The following is a 24031-nucleotide window of genomic DNA, read 5'->3' as shown; positions in this document are numbered from 1 at the left end:
GGCTATTGAAGATTGCTGTGTATCCGAATATAAATAGTGCTATGAAAAATATTAACAAAAACAGCACTGGGAATAATGATGTACAGTTTTCAAAATGATTATAATGAAATAGCACACCCCGCAGTCATGAAAGCGCTAAATGATTTAGTTGGAAGCCGTTTTGATGGTTATGGAACAGATAAATATACTCAACAAATTGCGGAGAAAATTAAGTCTAGAATAGGGCGTACAGACGCAGATATTCACTTTTTTAATGGTGGTACGATCACCAATTTAACAGCCATTTCCCATGTTTTGCGTCCACATCAAGCCGTAATTGCCGTCGATTCTGGGCATATTGCGACCCATGAAACAGGGGCTATTGAAGCAACAGGCCATAAGGTCCTCACCGTTAGCTCAGACTCCGGTAAACTTGAACCAAAGCATATTCAGGCGGTACTTGGCGAGCATAGTGATGAGCATGCAGTACAACCCAAATTAGTCTATATCAGTAACTCAACAGAAATAGGTACTGTATATCGTAAACATGAACTTCAGGCTCTAAGGGAGGCCTGTGATCAATATGGTTTGTGGCTATTTATGGATGGGGCGCGTTTAGCATCTGGATTAATGTCGAACAAGAGTGATTTAACAATCGAAGAAATCGCTCAAATGACGGATATGTTCTATATCGGTGGAACAAAAATAGGCGCTTTTTCAGCAGAAGTATTGGTGCTTTTAAATCCTGCACTTAAGTCTGATTTCCGCTATACCCTAAAACAAAAAGGCGCTTTGCAAGCAAAGGGTTGGTTGTTGGCGGCACAATTTGATGCACTGTTTAGCGATGACCTATTTTTTCAATTGGGGGCATATGTTAATGATAAAGCGACACAGCTAGTGAACCTTTTTGAGGAAAAAGGTTTTGGTTTCCTTGCGCCACCAGAATCTAATCAAATTTTTGTGGTTTTACCTAACGAACTTGCGACTAAATTGATGTCTCATTACGTATTGCGTAAGATTTGTGAGCCTGAAGCAGGGAAAAGCTGTTTGCGCCTTTGTACTTCCTGGTCAACAACTCAGGAAGATGTTGATAGATTTATTTCAACATTTAACTCATTAATTTAATGGCAATTTATCAACCCTGAAATTAAATTTGGGGTTGATATGCTTAATGCTATAAGAGCGAATGGAGTTAGCTTGTTAGCTTAGCACTCATAGCGTAATAGGAAATAAGCTTAATATATCAATGGCTTTACGATTTATCTCATAATACAAATCGGATCATGAGTGCAAAATAAACGTTTTTCTGTTGTAAGGGATTGTTTGTATGCCATGGACTTTTTCTCACCCAGCAGTGGTGTTTCCATTAAAACAATCTAAGCTTGGTCGATGGCTTAGTTTACCAGCACTAATTTTGGGGAGTTTAAGCCCAGATCTGCTTTATTCTTTTGGGCTGTATCAAATAGCGGCACAAGCCCATCATGTCGTTGGATGGTTTTATACGGGGCTGCCAATTTGCTTGATTATTTATGTTGTGACTTATTGGCTCCGAGTTCCGTTATCAAAGGTGGTACCATTTCAGTTTCCCCAAAATTGGCGGTGGAGCACAAAAAATGGCGCCATCCTGATATTTTCATTTTTTCTCGGAGCGCTAACACACATTATTTGGGATTCATTTACTCATGATACAGGGGCTGTTGTTCGTCATTTTACATTTCTTAAATCAAATTTAAATATTATGACGGATAGCCAAGAGATTGCTATTTATAAGCTATTGCAGCATGCGGGCTCTTTATTCGGTGCACTGTATCTGTGTTATAAATACTGGCAGTACCATTATCGACAAAGCCAAGAAAATCAATGGGAAAATATTCATAGACTTAAAAACCTTTTTGTTATTGCTATTATTTCGGCCTTTTTAGCGGCACCGCTCGCGTACTATTTAGTGCCCAAAGAGCCACATTTGCATATTAACCGGTTGGTCTACCTCGAATTAACATTAGCGGTTCCATTTTTCTTTGGTTTATTAACTGTGTTTGCCTTATGGAAACAATATACCCTCATCACCGTGAACGAAAAGTAAAAGTGCTATGTAAAATAAAACTCACCTTGCTGTTATATCTTGGTAAGATAGCCTTTAATATTGTAGTTACGGGGTAACTTTATGTTTATTTGGGTAGATGCTGACGCCTGTCCGAAAGTGATTAAAGAAGTGCTGTACCGCGCGGCAGATCGCGAGAAAGTTCAGATAACGTTCGTCGCTAATCAACGGTTAACCGTTCCTCCTTCAGCCTTTTTGCGTACCTTGCAAGTTCCAGCAGGGTTTGATGTGGCAGATAATGAAATAGTACGTCGTGCACAATTGGGTGATTTAGTGATTACTGCTGATATTCCTTTAGCGGCGGAAGTGATGGAAAAAGGCGCTATTGCGTTAAATCCAAGGGGAGAGCGTTATAGTGAAGCGACCATTCGTGAGCGTTTAACAATTAGAGACTTTATGGATACGATGAGGGCAAGCGGTGTACAAACAGGGGGACCTGCAAGTCTAAGTCAACGTGACCGGCAACAATTTGCAAATGAACTAGATAAATGGTTATTGCAACGTAGGAAAGCATTAACCCAATAATGGTTGGGGTTTATGATGTCACCTTAAAGCCGTTAAAACCGTTCTAAGGTGACATGTCATATATATTCATTACGGTACTCTTATTATCCGAAGATCAGTCGTCACTGTCTAATTTTGGTTTACAGGTGTACACCCAGGCTGGTGGAAAATTTAGATAAACCCTCTTTTTGGTAAAGGAAAAGTAACGTGAGAACATGGACTCACACCCTTGAGTATATTGAAATAATATAAGGCTTCCGTTGTTTTTTATTAACCTCTCTTGTACCTTTTTGAGAATTTTCATCCCCATCTTCTTTCTTAGTGAACGAAAAGGGATCCCTGAAATAACAATATCATAATCACCCGATAGATATTCTGCTGAGCAATGATGAATTGTTGTTCGATGATCGTCTATCTTCTGCAAAATTTTAATGAAATCATTATTGATTTCATAGAGTTCTAAATATGCTAACGATGACATTCGTTGCAAAATATATTGCGTTATAACACCGTTACCCGCACCGATTTCTGCGATTTTATAACTGTTTCTCCAATCAATATTGTTGAGCATGGTATTACATAACCAACGAGAAGAGGGCAAGACAGTTCCCATCTTAGTTGGCGATGCGATAAAATTTTTCATATAAAGTGGATAGTGATTTATTTGGTAAAAAAAAGATATTTTCATATTGTGTACCTATAGTAGGGTTTTTTAGGCTCTTATTTATACCGGTAGACCACATTCACTACAGAATTTCGCTTCTTTATTTAAGATTGAGTTGCACTGTTTACATCGCATAATATTTTGATATTGCTGATTAACATCAGAGTAGCTATCGCGATTTTGATATTCATATTGGTCATGTTGGCGACCATGTTTAGAATAACCGCCATGACCTGAATAACGCCCATGTTTTGAATATCGAGAATGCTTGCCTAAGCCAAATAACCAACTGAGAAATGACATGATACAGTCCTCCATCGTTGAACAGGTTTATACTATAAACCTTGGATATAGCACCAAGCTCAATAATTTTTATGCATAATTACAATTAATTACACTGAAAATTTATTTAATAACAAAATTTGACGCTAATAGTTAAATCTCTATAAGAAATAAGAAAGATAAAATATGAGGTAGGCTTAATGGCAGGAATAGATTAATTTTATATCAGTGTATGGCGTACATATTAGGGTCATTTATTTAACTTATGCATATGAGATATAAAGTCTCAAAGCGCTTATTGTAAAACAGTTATAAGCGCGAGAGAAATTAAGCGCTGACGCTATTAAGATGTTGGGTTGTCAATGTGTTTTGTACTGCGGTTATTGGCCCTCATGATTTGGGCGGTGATGAACATATTCAATAACTGTGCCATCGGGATGAACTGCATTAAAAGCCCTTCCGGTTGGTACATCTTGTAGTGGGAAAATAATTTTCGCGCCTTGTTCGACTAATTTATCGTAATAAGGTTGCACATCATCAACGAGGAATGTCGTATGAGTACTCGTAAAGGGGGCCAATTTGTCATCTGGCCCTTCAATGATCAAGAAAGCACCTACCATGGCAAGACGCAGTTGGTGCTCAGGGAAAGGGAAAAAACCGTCTATAGTGACTTGTTGCAGTTGTTCGTAAAACGCAATGCTACTTTCTAATTCACCTTGCTTCACGAAAACACGAGCCATCACACGTGGGGTAGTTAAATGCTCGCTTGAAGGGTGCTTGCGCCAAAGTTGTGTTAATTTCATTGCTATCATTTCCTTTTTGGGATCCAGCCACTTTGAAAATACAAGCAAATTAATAAAATATCGAGGGCGTTTTGAGTCAATTTTATTCTAATATCTATCAATAAGGTATAAGTTACCCATCGATGTTATTACGCTATTGAGAATGGCAGATGAGCAAAATTTAAATAGATTTAAGATGTTGGATTTTATTGTTAACTATAAGTAAAAAATTGGTTGGTATTATTTGCCTTAGTCTTTAAGAGAATTCCAAATTAAATCCCCTTAAACTTAAGGTATATTTTTTAATTTTATAACTAGTTATGTACAATGAATAGACTAACCCTACAAAAAGAACAGTATTCGATCTCTGTCATAAGACAGTCGTTATACTGGATGACATCAATAACAGAATGGACATTGACAGAAAAAGACACTACGTATGAGGTGTCCTTTAAAGACTGTAATGATGATACTTTATTTCAATTTAATCGCCTATTGAATGATTATACTTTAAGAGAACAGATTGATATAAAGACAAGAGATATCAGAAGCTCGATTATGAGTAAAGTATTGGCCAGTATTGATGAGCGTTTATCTCAATGAATCTTTTACCTTTTAATTTTGAAAAAATAAGTGAAGAAGATTTTTTCATAAGTAATCTTGCAGGTTATTCGACCACGCTAAAGTCTGAAAATTTTTTTGAGTTAGTTAACGAACATGCAACATCGAATGAGCAACTAAACAAAGAACTAATAGAAAAGCTATTTATTAGCAATAATGTTTTGTTAGCAGAGAAGATGCTTTCTTCAGCACTTGGAAAAAAAATAACAAATGAGATCAAATTTTCTCCTATTTTTATGATAGTACCGACTCTCAGATGCGATCATACGTGTAAATATTGCCAAGTTAGTCGCGCCTCATTATCAGCCAAAAATTTTGATCTTAAAGAAGAAAAAATCCCTAAAATAATATCATTAATAAAAAAGCTTTCATCTAAACCATACAAAATAGAAATTCAGGGAGGGGAGCCTCTACTACGTTTTGATTTAATAAAAAAAATATATCAAGAAGCCGTGATAGTACTTGGGGAAGAAAATATTGAATTTGTTATTACATCAAGTCTATCTTTGCTTAACGATGATATGATTGATTGGTCTATCAATAAACCTATCTATTATTCGGTTTCTCTTGATGGAACGGAATCTATCCATAATAAGAATAGAATTTTACCCAATGGCAATTCATTTCAACTCGTTGAAAACAATATTAAAAAATTACAGAGAGCGCTTGGTAAATCACATGTTGCAACAGTGACCACAGTGACAAAAGCTTTACTTGACTCCCCACATTTGCTACTGGATGCACATCAATCGTTAGAAATATTCGATATTTTTATTCGGCCTATTAGTCCTTATGGATTCGCTAAAAACAAAGAGGATTACACTATTGATGAGTATCTTGCTTTTTATTCCAAACTATTAGAGCTTGTTCTTGAAAAAAATAAGCAAGGAATTCCATTTGTCGAACATTCTGCTGCAATCCACATTAAAAGAATAAATAATCCAAATTTTGCTGGATACGCAGATTTGAAATCACCTAGTGGATTGATTTTCAATAGCTTACTATTTAATTATGATGGAAAGCTATATGGTAGTGATGAGACTAGAATGTTACAAAAAGTCCATCCTGATATTGATTTTTCCATTGGAGATATAGAGCAGCTTATATTTTCACAAAATCCTATCTACCATCAATTGCTGTCTGACTCACTGAATATGCTCCATGTCGGATGTGATAATTGTGCGTATCAACCTTTTTGTGGCGTTGACCCATGCCAAAATATTAGCCTATTCGGTGAGCCTATCGGTAATAAAAGCTTATCGCGTTTCTGTTTATATCATAAAGGTATGTTTAATCTCTTATTATCTAAAATAATAAAAAACAATGAAGATGCAAAGATTCTAAAGGAATGGTCTTATGCCTAACGTTGTAAGAAATGATCAATTTATATTACTTGAGCCAATTCCTGCTGGATATTACCAACTATATAAGGACCAGCTATCGAGCCCTGAATTTTATTTTGATAATATCCTAGTCGTTAAGGAAAAGAGTGCAGAATACCATACTGCTGGAGTGAAACATGTTATAGCGGATGAAACATTATATCATTCAATCGAAAGTGGTGATATTGCTTCTGTAACAATGAACAAAATGAGAATTATTCTTTCTAGAAAAGCCAATCATAATACGCTATTGCTGACAGAAAGATGTAATAACTTATGTTTATTCTGCTCTCAGCCACCTAAGAATATATCCGATAGTTGGTTATTAGATGTTGCTACACAAGCGTTAGCTGCATTTAAATTAGAAGGAGTTATTGGAATTAGTGGTGGTGAGCCTTTGCTTTATGGAATTGAATTTATTGAGTTTTTGGAGGATGTTAAAAATAATACGCCAAAAACAGCATTACATATTCTGACGAATGGCAGAGCATTTAAAGATTTAATGTTTACAAAACAAGTAGCAAATATTGCAAAAGAGCTTCCTATTACTTTTGGGATCCCGCTATATTCAGCCTCAGCAAGTATACACAATAAACTAGTATCAAGTGATGGTGCATTTGAAGAAACAATATCAGGCATTATCAATGCTGGTAACAGTGGATTAAACATAGAATTAAGATTTATTCCTACAAACTATAATTATTCAGATCTATATGCTGTTGTTGAAATGGCAGGACGTGTTTTTTCAAACATCAATCAAATTTCAGTGATGAATTTGGAAGCGACAGGGTGGGCTCGTAAAAATTGGAAATCGCTTTACGTAAATCCTGAGACCTATCTTGAATCACTACAAAAAGCGATTGATATCGCAGAAAGATCTCAATTACCTATTGTATTATTTAATTATCCTCTCTGTCATATCTCACAGGATCTATGGCAGTATAGTGTTCAATCAATATCTGATTGGAAGAATTACTATCCTGATGATTGCCTTCACTGCAAAATGATGGGCGAATGTGGAGGGTATTTTAGTTCATCTTATGGTCAATACCACCAACCACCGAGAGTTATAGTATGAAAAAATGGAATTTAGCAGCATTATTACCTGGGTTTCTTGTGCTAAATAATCAAGTATTTGCAGACTCTGCGATTACGTTTAAAAATGAACAATCTTATCAACCCGATGATCTTATTTTTGCTCCTTTAAATACTGAAACGCCAATATATATTGCAGGTCATCGAAGTCATAGTTCACATCGAAGCCATCGTAGCCACAGTTCTCATCGTTCTTCCTCGGGTGGTGGTTATTATCGTTCGGCTCCTGTAACACCATCTTATTCGGCTCCAGCGACAAATAATCAGCAGCGTAATTTATCTGGAAATGCACAAAATTCAGCTAACAAAAATGACTATGCAGCAAATATTAGGCAATCAACACTAACAGCAGAACAACGTAAAAGATTGGTGATGCGGGTTCAATATGCACTTTTTGAGAGAAATTATTTTGATGGGGTAATAGATGGTGTGATGGGGCCTGCAACTAGAAACGCGATAACGCGTTATCGACAAACATACGGGTTACCGCTTAATGTGTTTATAGATGCAGAACTACTGAATTCCTTGGGAATATATGCATCAAACTAATCAAGGCTAATGTTGCCATGTAAGGATATTTAATGAAGGGCTATTTTCTTTTTATATTAACATTCTTTTTTTCTGGCATCGTATATGCTGATGATTACCTCTACAATTATCGTTATGGTACAGGTTCACCATATGGGTATAATTATGATGTTTCTGGAACTGATGATTATGGTGAAAGTGTCAGCGGGAATATTGATATTCAAGGGAAATACGGAACAGGTATAATAACTAATTCAGATGGTGAAGAAGTGGATGTTGATGTTGAATGGGATGGTTATGGCGAACTTATCGCTGAAGATGCTGATGGCAATAGCTATGAATTATCAGTTGATTAACCTAAGATCCAACATAACAGATATTAACTAAATATCACTCAGTGTAAACATCGTATGTATACGATAAACAATGATAGCAGTTACCATTTATATCCAACACCGATGGTATAGTTGGTATTGTTAGAATCACCTTTATCTGCATTGATTTTTTCTCTAATAATACTGGCATTCAAATTTAGTCCATCGGTTAAGTGATACATCATGCCAAGTCGAGCATTTAAATCGAGGCTCACATCATTATTAAATCCTCGACCAATACGACCTTTGGTGTAGATGCTTATTGTTTTAGCAAATAGGTATTGGTTAAAATCCCAAGCCAATGACCCTTGCATATAATTATCATTGACCCCATTGCGATATGTCATGTGTTGATAACTGAGAAGGCCAGTAAATGAAAGCGAACTTAGCTCGGTATTCCATACTTGCCAACCAGGGCCTGTGCCAACACCACCTTTGGATTTTATGTCTTCGATCCAATCATGTTGATAATTAAGTGAGCCACGCCAGAAGAAAGATGGATTAATAAAATAGTCTAATTCATAACCTAAATTGTAGTAATAACTACTGACGTTATGGTCATCTTTATTCCGGAGCATTGCACCATTTAATCCATGGCGCCAATCTTTCGCCGATATTTGCATATTGGCATCGAATGAATATTTCTCACTGCTTGAGGCCCCTTTATTATAGGTAGCGCCTGCATTTATTCCACCCGTGATTTTTGTTTGTTTTAGGGGAGTACCCTCTAGTTTTTTACTTAAAACCAAATCATCGTTAATTCTCATTTTTTGATGCTTATCACCACTAATTAGGATTATTTCGCCTTCTTTTGACGCTTCAATTGCATCGATTTGTTGCCATTTATCTGGAGAACGCAGTTTGATAACGACCGGTTCATCAATATCAAATGTCTTTATATCATTTAGTTTGACCCTTAATTCTCCAGCATAACTGGTTTTAATAAGCACCTTATTATCATCAATAATACTTATCATTCCTGACAGAGAATCTCCATTTTTCAAATAGATATTATCAGCATAAGCAGAGGTTGTAATTGAACCTATAATTAAAATTGCTAAATATCGCATTAAATTAAACCTCATGCTGTGCTAGTGATATCAATCACTTAACCGTAACGCCGATAAAATTCGATATCAATAGCCTTTACTCAACTAGGCGGTATATTTATTTTCATTTACTAAAGTATAAATTTATTTAACTCTCAAAGAGGGTGAAAAATAAATATCACTTAAGTATTTTTTGGTTTGGCATTAATAAAAATCCCATTGGTTTGCTTTTAAAAAATCACGGGTATTTATCAAGCTAGGGTCAATAAGGCCATCAGAAAAAGAATGATTGATATCGTAAAATTGATCTATATGACCACCTTTTTAGCAGTTTGAGTGCTATATTATTAACTCCTACGCGATGACAGAGGTGAACCAATGAAAATGTTAACGCTGCAAGAAATGACCGATGCTCAACGGGTTAGAGTAAATACGCGGCTCGGTCAAGAGAGAAAGAAATTGGGGCGTGAATTAACCAATGCGGAGCACAGTAGGGTAAAAAATGAAATTGTTGCTGAAATATCAAGGGAAGTTGAATTAGCAGCGAAAAAAGCGAGGGCACAAAAAAGGAAAGACAAGTTAGCTGCTAGTGATGAAACATACAGTTGGTCAACACATAACCATCGGCGAGGTTTCCGTTAACTGTACTACCTTGAATTGACCAATAGAACTTATTACTACTTACAGAGGGATGAGATTGGCTCTGTAAGTAGGCTCATTTCTTTTAAAACGCATTAGCGGTAAGCCACTGTAAAACATCCTCATAGCAACCACGATATATAATTCGATCTTGTTTTTTCTCGAGTTGATAGTGGTACATTGGGTCGTAATATTCATGAAGTAGGGGGCATAACCAAGCAAAATGGGCCTCTGTTGAGCCGCTTTTTTGTTGTTCGATTAATGCGCTATCTAGCAAGGTGCTGAGTTCTGCCGCGCGTTGTGTGCCTAAACGACGACGAATTGCCGATATGCCATGATGCAAGTATTCACTGTAAGCCTCCCAGCCTTGCTCTTCACCATAAGTACTTAAAAAGTCGTGAGTCATACGATCAAAATACTCAGCTTTAAGCCGCTCTAAGCGTAATTCAAATGGATCTTCAACGACCACTAATGATGCTTGTGCCATTTGGGTACGTAAAGGTTGAGGGAGGCTATTTGCACCAATTGCACGGCCTTCATCTTCGATGACCCAGCGGGAATATTGTTGTGATTTTTTCAGCAGTTCAACAGCAAGATGATTTTCAAATGTAGCTTGCGAATATTGCTGTTGTAGTGTGCGACCAAAAGAAGAGCCTCTATGATGAGCGATACCCTCAAGATCAATACCATCGGGCAGTTTACGTACCATTGTTGTTTTTCCACTACCAGTACACCCACCAATAAGGACAATCGGTCGTTGTACTAACTCTTTTGTTAACTCAATAACTGTCTGTCGTAAGGCTTTATAACCACCAACAATTAATGGGTATTCAATACCGATTTCACGTAGCCATTGCTGAACAATGTGTGAACGCATGCCACCTCGAGCACAGCAGATATAGCCTTGGGGAAATTGTTGGCAAGCTTTATGCCATGCAGCTAGTCGTTCTGAGCGAATGGCACCATTAACCAATTGGTGGCCTAATTCGACCGCTTTTTTCGAACCTTGCTGTTTGTAACAGGTCCCAACAGCTGCACGCTCTGCATCATTCATTAAAGGCAAATTATGAGCTGCTGGCATTGAGCCTTGTTTAAATTCAATAGGCGCGCGAACATCAATTATTGGTGTATCTGTGGCTAGGATCTGTCGAATATTTTTCACTAAAGGAGTTAATTCCATAATAAAAACGGTGATATCAATCCAATCGAAGCGACTACTATACTCCCATGTTGGAATGAAGGCACGCAATCATAAGGCTGGCTCTTAGACAATCAGCCAGCCACATTAGTGACGCTGTCACATTTGTTATGCTATTTTGTATTTTAAGAGATCTTTTCTAAGATCAATTTCACTATTTCTTCTAAGGGTAACATACCGTCAATAATGTAATCACTGTCTTTTTTTTCTCTTTCCTGTATCGCAACATAAGAAGGCCGCGAAACTATTCGCTGATATTTGCAAAAATTTCATGGCGAATTGCGTTTTGGCGGTTCCGTAAAATGCGTCGAGATAAAGTGATATCTAATGGGGTTTCTAAAAGAAGGCATATGAAATTTTATTAGCTAATACAGGATGTGCTTTTGCAAAAGGGTAACCTAAGAGGATGTAATTAAATTTACCTTAAGCAATTTTGTCATCAATACAGTGGATGAATGGTGTAATATCCCATTCATCATAATTTACACCACAGGTAATCCAGTCATCAATATCTGACGGGGCAGTTGGATAATCATAACCGTCAGCAACTATGAGGGCGTATTTTTGCTAGCCCTTGTGTTTTTGTATCATATAAACGCCATAGAAATGATTTTTTTGAGTTTTTACTTTGCAAGCCGCTCTTCACATTGAGATTTTATTGTAAGAATAAAATCTTCGATTGCTTTTGAGTTTGAAACATCAAAGGTCTCACCGGTTAAATAGGTTCGTTGTGCCGCTGACAACAATTGATAGTGTGAGGGGGTATTAATCCTATGTAATAACCAATCCGCAGCCTCTGATTTGGAGGCAATTTTTTGTGTCGACAAGGTATACAAAATGCGTGCTAAGGCGAGAATAATATTACATTCATCATGTTCCCAGTCGTCCTGATCGTTCCATTGTTCTAGTGTCGCTTTTAGCGCTTTTGATAAATCACTGAACGGAATAGGCGGAAAAGAGTGAGCAGCATCGTTACCTAGTATTGCAATGCTGTGCTGGTGAACTTTAGTCAGTAAAATAGCGATATCAGGGTCGATTTGAGGCGGCTCAAATATCCCTGAAACAATATCATCTCTAAGCCACTCGCCAAATTGTAATTCACGGCGAGGAGGGTAATGCCATTTCTTAACTGATTCATTAAGTAAGACTGTTACCTCTAACGCGCGTTGTTTTGGATCGGAACCTGGCCAAGCCGAAACCGTTAAAAGTTCGCTCATCAATTGTTGACGTTGCTGCTCTGAAAGAGGGGTATCGACAGTAACGAGTAAGTCAATATCACTAAGAGGTTTTAGGCCACCATGTAATGTGGAGCCATAAAGGTAAATACTATTTAGTATCTCGCCAAGGTGTTTGTCAATGAGCTGACAGGCGGATTTAACTTGTTGCAGTATGCTAGTATCAATATGTTCAAAATTCATATTAGCTTTAGTGTCTTTGTTATTAATTTTATCAACAGGATCATACACTAATAAGTCATCAACAAATCAGAATATGGCAGAATGAGGATTTGGGTAATTACAGTATTACATTTTCAAAATACTGGCGCGTTTAATACACGCCCATGCTACCACGAGTAGTACAAATAAAAAATTTTACCTTTGAAAACCTGTGATATTTTCAGAGTTAATAATTTTGTCATGTATAATAAACAAAATAAATCTTGCATCAGACCGATCGGTCTATTACATTGTCGATATGAACAGAAAGACTGAACATGATACCCGGGAACATCTTCTTGTCACTGGTGAGCGCCTTTGTCTTCAGCGTGGTTTTACTGGAATGGGGCTAAGTGAGTTGCTAAAAACGGCAGAAGTACCAAAAGGGTCGTTTTATCATTATTTCCGCTCTAAAGAAGCTTTTGGTGTTGCGATGTTAGAGCACTATTACGCCGGCTATCTACAAAAGTTGGTGAAGCACTTCGAGCATGGAGCAGGTAATCATCGTGATCGTTTACTTGCCTATTATGGAAAAATGTTAAACAACACTTGCCAGTTTGATCATACAACAGGCTGTTTGACGGTGAAGTTATCAGCAGAGGTATGTGATCTATCAGAAGATATGAACATTGCGATGGATCAAGGTGTGAGCCAAGTCATCGCGCTACTGGCACAAACACTGGAAAATGGGCGTGATGAAAAATCACTGAATTTTTCAGGGGAGTCGCTATCTATCGCACGGGTTCTTTATTCTTTATGGTTAGGTGCAAATTTACAGGCAAAAATATCGCGTAGTAATAAGCCGATGGAAAGCGCACTGGCCTATGTGGAAAAAATGATTGCAGCGCCTGAAAGTTAATAGGCGTTTTTATTTACTCAATTACTAGTCGACCGGTCTAATCTGGAGCTTTTATGTCACAGAAAAAACTATTTACACCTCTTAAAGTGGGTACACTAACCGCACCAAATCGTATTTTTATGGCACCACTAACCCGTTTACGTAGCATTGAACCCGGCGATATTCCGACTCCATTAATGGGGGAATATTATCGCCAACGTGCCACCGCTGGGTTGATCATTTCAGAGGCGACTCAAATTTCTGCACAATCAAAAGGCTATGCCGGAGCTCCAGGGCTACATAGCGCCGAGCAAATCGCTGCATGGAAAAAAATCACTTCAACGGTTCATGAAGCAGGAGGGCGTATTGCTGTTCAATTGTGGCATACCGGGCGAATTTCTCATGTTAGCCTTCAGCCTAATGGGTTAGCTCCCGTCGCACCTTCAGCAATAAGTGCAGGAACACGGACATCATTACGCGATGAAAATGGCCGCGCTATCCGTGTCGATACATCCATGCCTCGTGCATTAGAAACAGAAGAAATTCCAGCGATCGTTAATGACTTCCGTCAAGCGGTTGCTAATGCACGGGAAGCAGGTTTTGATATGGCTGAATTGCATGCTGCTCACGGTTATTTACTGCATCAATTTCTCTCTCCATCCGCGAATCACCGTACTGACCAATATGGTGGAACAAGGGAAAATCGTGCTCGTTTTCTTTTAGATGTTGTTGATGCAGTTTGTGCGGAATGGGGGTCTGAACATATTGGGATCCGTATCTCACCTATAGGTACATTTCAAAATACCGATAATGGGCCGAATGAAGTTGACGATGCCCTGTATCTCATTGAAGAGCTAGACAAACGTCATATTGCCTATTTGCATCTGTCTGAACCTGATTGGGCGGGCGGTCAACCATATACTGATGATTTCCGTCAAAAAGTGCGTGAACGCTTCCACGGTGTGATCATTGGTGCTGGCGCTTACACTACAGAAAAGGCAGAAAATTTAATCGAGAAAGGGTTGATTGATGCTGTTGCATTTGGTCGTGATTTTATTGCTAACCCTGATCTCGTCGTTCGCCTTAAAAATAAAGCTGCACTCAATCCTCAGCGCCCTGAAAGCTTTTATGGTGGTGGCGCAGAAGGGTATACAGATTATCCATCTCTCTGAGTATTAATGTTGATAGCGGCGATAACTCGCCGCTAATATTTAACACTCACATATATATGAATTAACGTATATGTTAGGTTGGTATAAATTGATAACATGATAAAGAAGTGGATGTGGAACCATTACAATTATTCAAATTATTAAGTGACCAAGCGAGATGAGATATTGTACTGCGGCTAAACGTATCGGGAGAGGTATGCGTATGTGATATTTATACGGTATTAGATTTTTCTCAGCCAAAAACATCTCGCCATCTTGCAATGCCACGTAGCTCCGGTTTATGACTTGATTCAAAACACGGTACATAGATAAGGGGTCGACAATTGTTTACCCAATTTATCCTGTTCTAATTGATGTTTTATGTATTCTTGTATTCGTTTCGTATTCTTACCCACCGTATCAACAGAGTATCCTCCGCACCAAAATTCTCTTTTACGATATTTAAACTTTAAATCGCCGAACTGTTCATAAAGCATTAGGCTACTTTTCCCTTTTAAATATCCCATAAAGCTCGAAACACTCATTTGAGGCGAAATGTCCAACAGCATGAGTATTAGCAACTGATTACTAATACCTTATCTAACTAGAAATGCTTTCGATACACTACATAATAGTAACATTACTTCACTATATGATTTTTTTAAATTTAAGGATACGGATTGAGTATTTACACATCATTTTATACTTAAGGGATATATTCTGATATTTGGCAGTAAAAAAATTCTAGTTAAATTAAAAAAATACTCAGAAAATAGGTTATTATATTTATGTGTTAGTAAATAAATGTAAACATATATTTCAATAAAACAATAAAAAATTTTAAGAAAAATCTGTTTTTAATTCAATACTAAACCTTAATAGCGGGGTTTATGAGTTTCAATTTTTATTATGCATTATGTGTTGTTTTTTTGTTGATGATAATTTTTTAAGTCAAATCATTTTAAAGTTAAAAGATTAAAAATGTCTTTTTATTCATATGATTATTGTTCATTGGTGGTGGTGCGCACAATATGAGCAAGTTAAGTGGGTGTTAAATTATAGTTAAGAACAACTATAGGGACAATTGAACGTTTAACTCTCATTTTTAATGAAGAATATTTAACGATTGAATTATTAAAAATAAAAGACAATTACATTTGCTTACTCACTGCATGAATATTCACTCTAGAAAAAAATTTTTTTTGGATTAGAATCTTCGCCAATCCCGTTAATTAAGTAAGTTAAGTTTTTTTCAATTAATTAAACGTGGATGTCAATATGGAAATATGAGTGTATATGGAAAACATGAATTTAGAGTTTAAAAATAAATTTCTTTAAAAGAAAACAGGAAAAGAATCGATCAGCCTATTCATTAAGTTGAAATCAATTCATTTCTATTTAAGTCCTGCGATTAAAAAGGGTGTTGTAATCGTAGGATAAATATTAACTTACACCCAATTATTAATAAATATTTAAGGTCTTATTATGTTTAATCAAAAAAATATGATTGCTCTATGTGTTGCTGCTGGCTTAGGATTCGCTGGTGCTGCTTCTGCAGGTCAAAACGCTCAAGTAAATGTTTCAGGTCAAATCGCAGCTGCAACCTGTGATTTAAGTGTTAGCAATCCTAATATTGACTTAGGTACTCACATTTCTGCGGATATTACAGCAGCTGGTGATATTGCTTCAAGTGCAAAAGACTTCACTCTACAATTAACTAATTGTAGCAAAGATCAAACCGGTGCATCAGTTCAATTATTTGCTAAAGGAACTGCATTGGACGCGAATGGTGATTACTTCAACAACACTGCAAATGCAACTGTTGGTGTTAAATTAACTGCTGATTCTAAACCAGTTAAACCTAACACAAGTGTTGATTTAACTTCTGTGACTGGATTAGCTCAAGGTTCTTCTGCTTCAATCGCAATGAACGTTGGCTTATATTCAACAGTAGGAACTCCTGCTTCACAACGCATTGATGCTCCAATTACATTCTCTGTAAGCTACGAATAATAATTATTTAAATGAGATGGCAGAAATGGCCATCTCATTTATTACTTGTTACTTAATAGAATGACTATTGGAGATAAATTATGAATTTGATGTCAACTATCAGATACTCAATAATTGGAATGATGATATTTGGTCTTGAAATTACAGGACTATCAGCTGCTGGGGTAGGCCTTAATACTACTCGAATTGTTTTTCCACAAAATAGCCAATCTATTCCGGTAACTGTTCGCAATAGTACAGAGAACGAAGAATATCTGGTTCAGGTATATTTAACGAAAACACCTAGTGATTCTACCCAAGAGAAGGTATTTGATATTCTTCCTCCTATGCTCTATTTGAAACCGGGACAACAGCGAGATGTTCGTATTACTGAAACCTCTAGCTCAATGAATTTACCGAAAGATCGTGAATCAATTTATTACTTACATGCAAGAGCAATCGCACGCAGTGAAAAAAATTCAGAGTTGGATGTTTCAAATATGAAAGGTGATGTAAAAATTGCAATAGAAAATGTGATTAAAGTATTTTATCGCCCAACTGGGTTAGTTCAGACTTCTGATAAAGCACAAGAAAGTTTGACGTTTTCAGCAGTTCAAGGCGGTGTGCAAGTCACAAACAACTCTCCTTATTATATTACATTAGCATCTTTAAAAGTTGGTAATAAGCATATAGATATTTCAGCTAAAAAGAACAACACGATGGTGGCGCCTTTTAGCAATATAATTTATCCGACAACTGTGAATACAGGCCCAATCACTTGGGTAACTATTAATGATTTAGGGGGCTATGTTGAACATACGAAACCATAAATTATCCACCTTAGTCGCATGTTTATTAATGGCTTCTACAATGCAATCTTTTGCAGGAAATAAACTAGAAATACTTGCAGATATACAAAGTATTGGTGAATGTGACATTGAGGTAACGCCATCAAATATCGAAATGACTCGTCGTCCTGTTGTCGGAGATTTTAGATTAAATGATGCTGTAGATATTACGCCAATAAAACTTTCATACCAATGTCGAGATTATGAAACAACGGTGATGCCCGAAGTAATGGTAACAGGTGATGTATCAAATGACCCTAATCTATTTTTAACAGAGAACCCTGCTGGAGCAAAAGGGGTTGGTTTTATGCTGAAAAATGGCGAAGTGTCAGAGTTGGTAGGGTTCTACTCTAAGGGAAAAACCTTAAAAAATAATGAAAGCTTTTATTTACCTGCTGGAAGTACAAAAGGTTCTTTACCAATGACCATCGGATTTGTACGTCAAGCAGACAATAGCACCGTTACAGCGGGTTCTGCAAAAGCATCAATTTTATTAACCGTTGTAATGCCATAATTCAAAAAAGAGGATACCAATGTGCTGCGGTTAATTTTATCTTTTGTATCGATTGTATTCTGCCAATCAGTATTAGCACAAGTGAATACTGTTGCTGTCGATTTTGAAGCGACTTTTTATAAAAAGACTTGTGAAGTTGATGTTTCAGAAGCTGTGATTGATTACAAAAAAGTTTCACCAGTTGATATTGTCAAAAACGATTCTGGTGAAACCACAAAGTTAAATCGAGATATAACTTTGAAGCTAGCAAAATGTACAAATGTTAGCGATTTATCTAAAAGCAAAATTTTTGTATCTGGACAAACAGAAATTTTCAATGGAAAACCTTTATTCAAAGAAAGTGGAACCTCAAAAGGTGTCGGTATTAAGTTATTAGTTAATAACATTGCGAAAACAGATGGTGATGTTCTTTTCCGGCTTAACTCTAGTAATGCTATCGGTGATACCTTTACAGTGACAACAGCATTATCTTGCGGTGAATGTAACGATACGAATCAAATAACAAAAGGTAGTTTTAAAGCGTCAATGATATTCACCGTACTCACTGACTAGCTAATCTAGGATATATAATATGCGTAGAATCATATTTTCATTATTTTGTTTGGTTGGTACTTTAATTTTATTAACAGACTTATCTTCTAATGCTTATGCAGGGCTACTATTAGAACAAACAAGAATTATTTGGAATGGTGATTCAACGCAAGAATCCATTACCTTAAAAAACGATAGTGACAGTGTATATTTAGTTCAATCAGGGGTGTTTGATACGCCTATTGGGCAGAAAGAATCAGGCGTATTTTTAGTTACACCACCACTATATCGATTGAATCCAAATAGTCAGCAGGCAATGAAAATTTTGCCTGAAGAAAAAATAACTCAACTGCCTAAAGATAAAGAATCCTTATTTTATTTTAGTGTTATTGGTATACCAGGTGTTACAACTAACAATAATGAAGAACAGGTGGCAAAGTTATCGATAGGTACACGTTTAGTTATAAAACTATTTTATCGCCCCAATGGATTAACACAATCAAGTGAAGATGCAATTAAAGGGCTACAGTTTTATTTACATAAAAAGAATGTATGTATAGAAAATCCATCTCCATATCATATAACATTAAGCTCTCTAAAAATAAATAATAAACAGTATCCGAAAATATCTGGAGTAATAATTCCACCAAAAAGCAGATACTTAATAAACAATACTGGTGAAGTAAATCAGTCGAGTAAAATAGTATGGAAAGCAGTTAATGATTATGGTGGTGATAGTGAAGATAATACGGCTTCACTAATATTAGGCGAGAGGAAAACATGTCAATAGTTAAAAAAATCATTATTTTAATTGTTTCTTTTGTTTATTATATGGGATCGTCTTTCGCAAATACCGATATCATGAATGGTTTGTTATTTTCACCTGAACGTATAGTTTATAAAGAATCGGAAAAAAATGGTGTTTCAACCATGTTAGAGAATGCGAATAGCGAGGCAATACTCGTCCAGTCTCAAATCATTGCTGCAAATGAAAAAACGTTGAAGCCACTGATTAATAAAGAATCAGATATTTTTTTAATCACACCGCCATTACATCGTTTAGATAGTGGCGTTCGCTATAGTTGGAAAATACAACGGGTTGCTGATGGCAATTTAGCAAAAGATAGAGAAAGTGTATTTTATGTTTCATTAAGAATTATTCCAGAAGTATCAGATAAGAACACCTCGGAGTTTATTGTTACTCCAACACTCTATTTAAAAATGCTTTATCGACCTAAAGCAATTGAAGAATTACGGATTGACAAGGAAGTGGAAAAAATGCGTTTTTCTATAAATAAAAATAAACTGACGATCAAAAACCCGTCAGCTCTTTCAATAACATTGACCTCATTAACTATTGGTTCATATAAAGTGCCAATGAAATTAATTGATGACAGTATTCCTCCATTTAGTGAAAACCAAATTGAATTACCTCAATCTGTTTCTGGTGAGGTTACTTGGCAAGCTTTAAATGAATATGGATTAATAACAAAACTGAGCACTGGCGTATTGGATGAGAGTATATTATGAACAACAGAATATTTATCTTAAAACCTATCTCAATAGCGCTTATGTTTTGTCTGTTTGGGGGGGTAACTAGTGCTGAGCCTTATTTTGATCCCGCTCTTTTAAACCTGCCGGCAGGAACAGATAAAGATAGTATCGATTTATCTGTATTTGCACGTTCTGATACAGTAGCTCCTGGCCGTTACATAGTTACTATGAAAATAAATAAAGAGGAGATAGGCCAGAAGGAAATATATTTCACACAAGATGGTGAAGGTAACATTGTTCCTGAATTTACTCCCGCTATGCTAGAGGAGTTCGGCGTAAATATTCAAGGTAATTCTATATTGAAAGGAATGCCTGCGACTCACAAAATTACCTCTCTATCATCGGTAATAGAAAATGCACAAGTTCAATTCGATGTTTCAAAATTAACACTAAATTTAAATATCCCGCAAATCTCTATGAACCAGAAGGCTAGAGGTGCTGTACCGATAGAGCTTCTTGACCAAGGTTTACCTGGCCTGATATTAAACTATCAAGTCAGTGGGAGCCGACAAGAATTTACGGGTGGAATTGGCGGTAAAACAAAGAATAACTCAATTTTTGCCAACATTACAGGCGGATTAAATCTTGGTGCGTGGCGTTTACGTTCCCAATATTTTTACCTTGAAAATGAAAATAAATTTGACGGTAAGACGGTACGTAATCACCAAAGTGATTTTAATAACACAACCGTTTCAAGGGATATTCAGCACTTAAATTCTGAAATTGTAATGGGTGAAACGAGCACACTCAATGATGTACTTGACAGTGTCCCAGTAAAAGGGGTTCGTTTATTATCCAATGAGCAGATGTTAGCACGAGGTGATAGGGGATTTGCGCCACAAATTAGAGGTGTTGCATCATCTAATTCCCGCATAACTATAAGCCAAAATGGTAATACCATATACCAAACATACGTTGCACCAGGACCATTTGTGATTAATGACCTTTATCCAACAGGTACAGCTGGGGACTTGGAGGTTTCAATTCATGAGGAAGATGGCTCTGTTCGAGTATTCACTCAAGCATTCTCATCATTGCCCGTAATGCAACGAGCTGGAACATTTAAATATGAAGTTGCGGCAGGTCAATACAATGGTGGCATAACCGATGGTAATAAAAAAAGTAATTTCTTGATGGGGACACTCATATATGGATTACCAAAAGCGGTCACATTGTATACCGGTTTTTTAGGGGCTAATCATTACTGGACTGGTATTGTTGGTACAGGTTTCTCATTAGGTTCATTTGGTGCCATGTCAATCGATGCTACCCATGCCTATGCCACAATTAGAAATGAAGATAAGCAAGGTCAATCCTTCAGACTTCGTTACTCAAAGAACTTATCTGATTTTGGTACATCTATTGACTTGACCGCGTTGAGGTACTCAACAAAAGACTATTATAGCTTTTCAGACTTTAACCATGCAGGTTATCGTTTGAAAGATAATGTTGCACCGTGGTTAAACGGACGTCAACGTAGTAGCTTTCAATCTTATATAAACCAATCTCTTGGTAAATGGGGTTCAATTTATTTTAGAGGTATGCGTAGTGATTATTGGGGACGTAAAGATACGATAACGACCTTAGGGATTGGTTATAGCGGTTTCTATAAAGGTTTATCTTATGGTATTGATTACAGTATTAGCCGTACACAAGGTGACGGAAACTGGCCTGAAAACCGCCAAATTAGCTTCAACGTTAGCGTGCCATTTAGTCTGTTTTCAAATAATAAAAATATTGAAAATATTAGTAGCAGCTTCCAGATAAGCCACGACAATAGCGGAAGAACTTACCAACAGCTTGGTGTTAATGGGCAGCTACTAGATAATAAGTTTACTTACCAATTAAGCGAAAGTGGTGATAACCGAGACCAAAAATTATCCAGTTCGGTTAACGTCGGTTATCAAGGAAGTAAAGGATATGTGGGAGGCGGATACAGTTATAGTCGTGAAAGTCAGCTAACTTACGCGAATGGAAATGGTGCTGCCGTCATTCACCCTGGTGGGGTTACATTGGGTCAGTTCATTGGTAATTCTGCTGCTGTAGTGTATGCGCCAGATGCTGCGGGAACAAGTATCAATAATGGGATGGCCGTTATTGACTCTCGGGGTTACGCTATTGTGCCTAATATGATGGAATACAGCCAAAATATTATTAATCTAGATATTAATACATTACCAACAGATGTTGAAAGTAAAGAAACATCCGTTAATGTGTATCCAACAAAAGGCGCTTTAGTTAAAACTCAGTTTAATACCTTGAAAGGGTATCAGGCGATGCTCACCTTAACGGGTCCAAAAACTATTCCAATGGGAGCTGTAGCATCACTACAACAATCAGAACAAGATAGTTCTAGTTTAATATCAGGAATTGTTGGTGAAAATGGTCGTGTATATATAAGCGGGTTACCTGAAAAAGGGACATTATCAGTAGTATGGGGAAGAGCAAACTCTGAGCAATGTCAAGTTCCATTTGATATGAGTAAGTCGACTGAAAACACCTACTCGTCGCTGCGCAATTTAGCTGTTACATGCCAATAACTAATTTGAGTAATATGATGAAAAAAATTTTATTCGCAATCATTTTGACAAGTATAACAATGTCATCATTAGCCGCAAACGTTAAGGTGTTCAATGGGCGTGGCTTAGTTGGAGTGTTTGGGAATTACACTGCAAAAAATAAAATGGTAACATACGGTAACGTTGGAGATTCTTATTTCTATGTTACATTAACCAATTCTTTCAATGGTTCATATAACCTTTGCTATCAAGCCGCTCTAATGCAAATTGATGGTATTTACGGAATACCAATTAGTAATGATCTAATGCTAGTGCCTGAGTTTACTTTTACAGATGAGCGAAGAAAGGGATTAATTTATCCTCGGCCTGCTCCATTCGATATAGTAACAGGGCATTTCAATGGCTGGGGTTCAGGTACAAATCAATTTCCATGGTATCGGAATTGTATTTTTGAACCTTATCAAACAACGCCAGAAACTATTATCGAACATGAGGTTTTCCTAACAGGTCGCTTGCTAGTATATGGTACTGGGAATCAAAAAAGTGGTACGTATTATTTAAAAGATAATATAGGCACCTCGATCAAAGACTGGCGTAATCTTAATGAAGGGTCATGGGTAAAATTAGTAGATAAAGCGGATCCCATCAATGTCACTGTTTCTGGGCTAACATGCAGCTTGCAGACCCCGAATAAAATTAATTTTGGTATTCAAGATTCGAATGCAGCAGCAGGTACTCTATTAGCATCTGTTCAACGTCCGATAGCCATAAGTTGTAGTCAATTTAAGGATCAAGTTGATGCATATATTGGAATATCTGCTAACGTTAAACCCGAGTACTATTCAGGGAATAATTACGACGTTAATTTAATTAATTCAAGTAATCGAGCTGCTGCGTATGTAAAATTATTTGTTCACCACAATGGGGCTAAATTACCGATACGTTTAGACCAGACTATGGTCGAGCTTGGTCGTATTAAAGCAAATGAAAACAATGTCAATATAACGAAAACTCTTGAATATGAGTTATATTCAAAGGGGGCAGGGATAACCGGTTTAGCACGTGGTTCCGTAGAACTTTCGGTTATTATGCGTTAAGCTTATCGTAAGTTAATTTTAAAATTAATTATAGTTCATCAATAATTATGACGGTAAATTTAATACTGTGATTAATCCTAAAGAAAAGTGTGTTGAATATCGAGATAAAATCCTTGATGGTATTAATTATCCGCTAAACCATTTATGTCAATATATGTAACTTAGATGCATATATTGACTTTGCCGCATTGAGATAATCTACAAAAAGACGACGATAGTTTTTCATAATTTAACCATACGGATTATCGTTTGAAAGATAATGTAGCATTGTGGTTAAACGGATATCAATACAGTAGTAATCAATCTTATATAATTGATTACTTGGAAAATGGGATTCAATTTATTTTAAAAGT

General features: G+C 36.6%; 25 protein-coding genes and 2 pseudogenes. 20 read left to right on the top strand and 7 right to left on the bottom strand.

Annotated elements, in window-relative coordinates; genetic code table 11:
• Nucleotides 1–78: 78 nt before the first annotated feature.
• The 3 genes from PR675_RS08715 to PR675_RS08705 all read left to right on the top strand — a co-directional run bounded on the left by PR675_RS08715 (nt 79) and on the right by PR675_RS08705 (nt 2605).
• A complete protein-coding gene (locus tag PR675_RS08715) occupies nt 79–1104 on the top strand; it encodes a threonine aldolase family protein (protein ID WP_060561021.1) in 1026 nt (341 codons plus the stop codon).
• Between the two features lie 202 nt (nt 1105–1306).
• Entirely contained in the window at nt 1307–2062 is a 756-nt protein-coding gene (locus PR675_RS08710) for a DUF4184 family protein (protein WP_060561022.1), read from the top strand.
• A gap of 81 nt (nt 2063–2143) precedes the next feature.
• Complete coding sequence (locus PR675_RS08705; RefSeq protein ID WP_004919887.1) at nt 2144–2605, top strand: YaiI/YqxD family protein; 462 nt, start codon at nt 2144–2146, stop codon at nt 2603–2605.
• A gap of 94 nt (nt 2606–2699) precedes the next feature.
• Here the strand turns inward: PR675_RS08705 and PR675_RS08700 are convergent, their stop codons facing one another.
• From PR675_RS08700 to PR675_RS08690, 3 genes are all read right to left on the bottom strand, one after another.
• Nucleotides 2700–3272: a class I SAM-dependent methyltransferase gene (locus tag PR675_RS08700; protein ID WP_004919889.1), complete on the bottom strand. Its 573-nt coding sequence runs from the start codon at nt 3270–3272 to the stop codon at nt 2700–2702.
• 36 nt (nt 3273–3308) lie between these two features.
• Nucleotides 3309–3551, bottom strand: a complete 243-nt coding sequence (locus tag PR675_RS08695) for a zinc ribbon domain-containing protein (protein ID WP_004919892.1) — start codon at nt 3549–3551, stop codon at nt 3309–3311.
• 359 nt (nt 3552–3910) lie between these two features.
• Nucleotides 3911–4333: a VOC family protein gene (locus PR675_RS08690; protein WP_036940287.1), complete on the bottom strand. Its 423-nt coding sequence runs from the start codon at nt 4331–4333 to the stop codon at nt 3911–3913.
• A 306-nt stretch (nt 4334–4639) separates the two neighbouring features.
• On the opposite strand from PR675_RS08690, the gene hxsD reads away from it, so the two are divergent.
• From hxsD to PR675_RS08665, 5 genes are read left to right on the top strand one after another with little or no spacing between them, the layout of a single operon-like run.
• Entirely contained in the window at nt 4640–4915 is a 276-nt protein-coding gene (hxsD, locus tag PR675_RS08685) for a His-Xaa-Ser system protein HxsD (RefSeq protein WP_004919898.1), read from the top strand.
• On the top strand, nt 4912–6297 hold the full coding sequence (hxsB, locus tag PR675_RS08680) for a His-Xaa-Ser system radical SAM maturase HxsB (protein ID WP_060561023.1): 1386 nt from the start codon (nt 4912–4914) through the stop codon (nt 6295–6297). The genes hxsD and hxsB overlap by 4 nt, the downstream gene beginning before the upstream one ends.
• Nucleotides 6290–7393, top strand: coding sequence for a His-Xaa-Ser system radical SAM maturase HxsC (gene hxsC, locus PR675_RS08675; protein WP_060561024.1), 1104 nt, complete (start codon nt 6290–6292; stop codon nt 7391–7393). The genes hxsB and hxsC overlap by 8 nt, the downstream gene beginning before the upstream one ends.
• Complete coding sequence (gene hxsA / locus PR675_RS08670; protein ID WP_004919908.1) at nt 7390–7959, top strand: His-Xaa-Ser repeat protein HxsA; 570 nt, start codon at nt 7390–7392, stop codon at nt 7957–7959. Before hxsC ends, hxsA begins: the two co-directional genes overlap by 4 nt.
• Nucleotides 7960–7991: 32 nt before the next feature.
• Entirely contained in the window at nt 7992–8294 is a 303-nt protein-coding gene (locus PR675_RS08665) for a hypothetical protein (protein WP_004919911.1), read from the top strand.
• A gap of 80 nt (nt 8295–8374) precedes the next feature.
• On the opposite strand, the gene PR675_RS08660 is transcribed toward PR675_RS08665, so the two are convergent.
• Nucleotides 8375–9382, bottom strand: coding sequence for a DUF481 domain-containing protein (locus PR675_RS08660; protein WP_040133142.1), 1008 nt, complete (start codon nt 9380–9382; stop codon nt 8375–8377).
• A 357-nt stretch (nt 9383–9739) separates the two neighbouring features.
• On the opposite strand from PR675_RS08660, the gene PR675_RS08655 reads away from it, so the two are divergent.
• The gene (locus PR675_RS08655) at nt 9740–10003 is read left to right on the top strand and encodes a DUF3811 domain-containing protein (protein ID WP_014658383.1); all 264 of its coding nucleotides are present in this window, start codon (nt 9740–9742) and stop codon (nt 10001–10003) included.
• Nucleotides 10004–10085: 82 nt separating this feature from the next.
• Here PR675_RS08655 and mnmH read toward each other — a convergent pair whose 3' ends face one another.
• Both mnmH and aadA36 read right to left on the bottom strand, forming a co-directional pair.
• Complete coding sequence (gene mnmH, locus PR675_RS08650) at nt 10086–11180, bottom strand: tRNA 2-selenouridine(34) synthase MnmH (protein ID WP_004919920.1); 1095 nt, start codon at nt 11178–11180, stop codon at nt 10086–10088.
• A gap of 641 nt (nt 11181–11821) precedes the next feature.
• Nucleotides 11822–12616: an ANT(3'')-I family aminoglycoside nucleotidyltransferase AadA36 gene (gene aadA36 / locus PR675_RS08645; RefSeq protein WP_072197214.1), complete on the bottom strand. Its 795-nt coding sequence runs from the start codon at nt 12614–12616 to the stop codon at nt 11822–11824.
• Nucleotides 12617–12893: 277 nt separating this feature from the next.
• Between aadA36 and PR675_RS08640 the strand changes: the two genes are divergently transcribed.
• From PR675_RS08640 to PR675_RS08630, 3 genes and pseudogenes are all read left to right on the top strand, one after another.
• Nucleotides 12894–13493 (top strand): TetR/AcrR family transcriptional regulator, encoded by a 600-nt coding sequence (locus tag PR675_RS08640; RefSeq protein WP_004919929.1) that lies wholly within the window; start codon nt 12894–12896, stop codon nt 13491–13493.
• 53 nt (nt 13494–13546) lie between these two features.
• Nucleotides 13547–14644, top strand: coding sequence for an alkene reductase (locus PR675_RS08635; RefSeq protein ID WP_053110187.1), 1098 nt, complete (start codon nt 13547–13549; stop codon nt 14642–14644).
• 164 nt (nt 14645–14808) lie between these two features.
• A pseudogene (locus PR675_RS08630) lies at nt 14809–14925 on the top strand (ArsR family transcriptional regulator); the annotation flags it as partial.
• Between the two features lie 9 nt (nt 14926–14934).
• Here the strand turns inward: PR675_RS08630 and tnpA are convergent.
• Nucleotides 14935–15198, bottom strand: a pseudogene (tnpA, locus tag PR675_RS08625) (IS200/IS605 family transposase); the annotation flags it as partial.
• Nucleotides 15199–16108: 910 nt separating this feature from the next.
• Here tnpA and PR675_RS08620 point away from each other — a divergent pair.
• From PR675_RS08620 to PR675_RS08585, 8 genes are all read left to right on the top strand, one after another.
• Complete coding sequence (locus tag PR675_RS08620) at nt 16109–16636, top strand: fimbrial protein (protein ID WP_004919941.1); 528 nt, start codon at nt 16109–16111, stop codon at nt 16634–16636.
• 80 nt (nt 16637–16716) lie between these two features.
• Nucleotides 16717–17445, top strand: a complete 729-nt coding sequence (locus PR675_RS08615) for a fimbrial biogenesis chaperone (RefSeq protein ID WP_004919944.1) — start codon at nt 16717–16719, stop codon at nt 17443–17445.
• The gene (locus PR675_RS08610; RefSeq protein ID WP_014658388.1) at nt 17423–17977 is read left to right on the top strand and encodes a fimbrial protein; all 555 of its coding nucleotides are present in this window, start codon (nt 17423–17425) and stop codon (nt 17975–17977) included. Before PR675_RS08615 ends, PR675_RS08610 begins: the two co-directional genes overlap by 23 nt.
• A gap of 21 nt (nt 17978–17998) precedes the next feature.
• Nucleotides 17999–18529: a fimbrial protein gene (locus PR675_RS08605; protein WP_014658389.1), complete on the top strand. Its 531-nt coding sequence runs from the start codon at nt 17999–18001 to the stop codon at nt 18527–18529.
• 19 nt (nt 18530–18548) lie between these two features.
• Entirely contained in the window at nt 18549–19298 is a 750-nt protein-coding gene (locus PR675_RS08600; protein ID WP_014658390.1) for a fimbrial biogenesis chaperone, read from the top strand.
• Nucleotides 19289–20038 carry a fimbrial biogenesis chaperone gene (locus PR675_RS08595; RefSeq protein WP_004919958.1) on the top strand — a complete coding sequence of 250 codons (750 nt, stop codon included), beginning with the start codon at nt 19289–19291 and terminating at the stop codon, nt 20036–20038. The genes PR675_RS08600 and PR675_RS08595 overlap by 10 nt, the downstream gene beginning before the upstream one ends.
• Nucleotides 20035–22602, top strand: a complete 2568-nt coding sequence (locus PR675_RS08590; protein WP_060561026.1) for a fimbria/pilus outer membrane usher protein — start codon at nt 20035–20037, stop codon at nt 22600–22602. Before PR675_RS08595 ends, PR675_RS08590 begins: the two co-directional genes overlap by 4 nt.
• Before the next feature lie 17 nt (nt 22603–22619).
• A complete protein-coding gene (locus PR675_RS08585) occupies nt 22620–23678 on the top strand; it encodes a hypothetical protein (protein ID WP_042116599.1) in 1059 nt (352 codons plus the stop codon).
• The last annotated feature ends 353 nt before the right edge of the window (nt 23679–24031 follow it).

It is taken from the genome of Providencia sp. PROV261 (assembly GCF_028477945.1).
GTDB classification, from domain to species: Bacteria; Pseudomonadota; Gammaproteobacteria; order Enterobacterales; family Enterobacteriaceae; genus Providencia; species Providencia stuartii.
The sequence above is the reverse complement of the archived record's forward strand: the minus strand, read 5'-3'. Positions and strand labels throughout refer to the sequence as shown.

Bases quoted from the DNA above. Each gene is read 5' to 3' on its own strand.
- PR675_RS08715 (WP_060561021.1), top strand. From the start codon at position 79: ATGTACAGTTTTCAAAATGATTATAATGAAATAGCACACCCCGCAGTC.
- PR675_RS08710 (WP_060561022.1), top strand. From the start codon at position 1,307: ATGCCATGGACTTTTTCTCACCCAGCAGTGGTGTTTCCATTAAAACAA.
- PR675_RS08705 (WP_004919887.1), top strand. From the start codon at position 2,144: ATGTTTATTTGGGTAGATGCTGACGCCTGTCCGAAAGTGATTAAAGAA.
- PR675_RS08700 (WP_004919889.1), bottom strand. From the start codon at position 3,272: ATGAAAATATCTTTTTTTTACCAAATAAATCACTATCCACTTTATATG.
- PR675_RS08695 (WP_004919892.1), bottom strand. From the start codon at position 3,551: ATGTCATTTCTCAGTTGGTTATTTGGCTTAGGCAAGCATTCTCGATAT.
- PR675_RS08690 (WP_036940287.1), bottom strand. From the start codon at position 4,333: ATGAAATTAACACAACTTTGGCGCAAGCACCCTTCAAGCGAGCATTTA.
- hxsD (WP_004919898.1), top strand. From the start codon at position 4,640: ATGAATAGACTAACCCTACAAAAAGAACAGTATTCGATCTCTGTCATA.
- hxsB (WP_060561023.1), top strand. From the start codon at position 4,912: ATGAATCTTTTACCTTTTAATTTTGAAAAAATAAGTGAAGAAGATTTT.
- hxsC (WP_060561024.1), top strand. From the start codon at position 6,290: ATGCCTAACGTTGTAAGAAATGATCAATTTATATTACTTGAGCCAATT.
- hxsA (WP_004919908.1), top strand. From the start codon at position 7,390: ATGAAAAAATGGAATTTAGCAGCATTATTACCTGGGTTTCTTGTGCTA.
- PR675_RS08665 (WP_004919911.1), top strand. From the start codon at position 7,992: ATGAAGGGCTATTTTCTTTTTATATTAACATTCTTTTTTTCTGGCATC.
- PR675_RS08660 (WP_040133142.1), bottom strand. From the start codon at position 9,382: ATGCGATATTTAGCAATTTTAATTATAGGTTCAATTACAACCTCTGCT.
- PR675_RS08655 (WP_014658383.1), top strand. From the start codon at position 9,740: ATGAAAATGTTAACGCTGCAAGAAATGACCGATGCTCAACGGGTTAGA.
- mnmH (WP_004919920.1), bottom strand. From the start codon at position 11,180: ATGGAATTAACTCCTTTAGTGAAAAATATTCGACAGATCCTAGCCACA.
- aadA36 (WP_072197214.1), bottom strand. From the start codon at position 12,616: ATGAATTTTGAACATATTGATACTAGCATACTGCAACAAGTTAAATCC.
- PR675_RS08640 (WP_004919929.1), top strand. From the start codon at position 12,894: ATGAACAGAAAGACTGAACATGATACCCGGGAACATCTTCTTGTCACT.
- PR675_RS08635 (WP_053110187.1), top strand. From the start codon at position 13,547: ATGTCACAGAAAAAACTATTTACACCTCTTAAAGTGGGTACACTAACC.
- PR675_RS08620 (WP_004919941.1), top strand. From the start codon at position 16,109: ATGTTTAATCAAAAAAATATGATTGCTCTATGTGTTGCTGCTGGCTTA.
- PR675_RS08615 (WP_004919944.1), top strand. From the start codon at position 16,717: ATGAATTTGATGTCAACTATCAGATACTCAATAATTGGAATGATGATA.
- PR675_RS08610 (WP_014658388.1), top strand. From the start codon at position 17,423: ATGTTGAACATACGAAACCATAAATTATCCACCTTAGTCGCATGTTTA.
- PR675_RS08600 (WP_014658390.1), top strand. From the start codon at position 18,549: ATGCGTAGAATCATATTTTCATTATTTTGTTTGGTTGGTACTTTAATT.
- PR675_RS08595 (WP_004919958.1), top strand. From the start codon at position 19,289: ATGTCAATAGTTAAAAAAATCATTATTTTAATTGTTTCTTTTGTTTAT.
- PR675_RS08590 (WP_060561026.1), top strand. From the start codon at position 20,035: ATGAACAACAGAATATTTATCTTAAAACCTATCTCAATAGCGCTTATG.
- PR675_RS08585 (WP_042116599.1), top strand. From the start codon at position 22,620: ATGAAAAAAATTTTATTCGCAATCATTTTGACAAGTATAACAATGTCA.